The organism is Variovorax sp. 01T432 (assembly GCF_056398605.1).
Genome location: NZ_JBFTPS010000182.1, coordinates 1 through 304, shown reverse-complemented (window position 1 = coordinate 304; position 304 = coordinate 1). Strand labels below are relative to the sequence as shown.

At 60.7% G+C, this 304-nt stretch carries 1 protein-coding gene; it reads right to left on the bottom strand.

Annotated features, from left to right (window positions below):
- A partial coding sequence (locus AC1DNF_RS35890) for a hypothetical protein (RefSeq protein ID WP_478153709.1) occupies positions 1-199 on the bottom strand: 199 nt, incomplete at its 3' end.
- Positions 200-304 lie beyond the last annotated feature (105 nt).

Genomic DNA, 304 nt, shown 5'->3' with positions numbered 1-304 from the left:
TGAAGCCCATTTCCCTGGCTGCTGCTTCGAAAGCGCAGCCGCGCCTCGTCTCCGCGTCGCCGAAAAAGAGGATGGTTGATTCGGGCGCTGACGGATGCTGGTAGTCGCAAAGCGTCATCAAGTCGGCCATCACCCTCGCAGGATGATCGTCCTCACCCAAGCCAGCGTAAACGGGTACGCCCGATTCGAGTTCGATCAAGCGCGCTCTGGACGGTGTCAGCGCTCCGCAATCGATGGCRTCGTACATGCGTCCGAGAAGCCGGGCCATTGATGCCAAGTCGCGCCGCATCGATTCTTCCGTCTC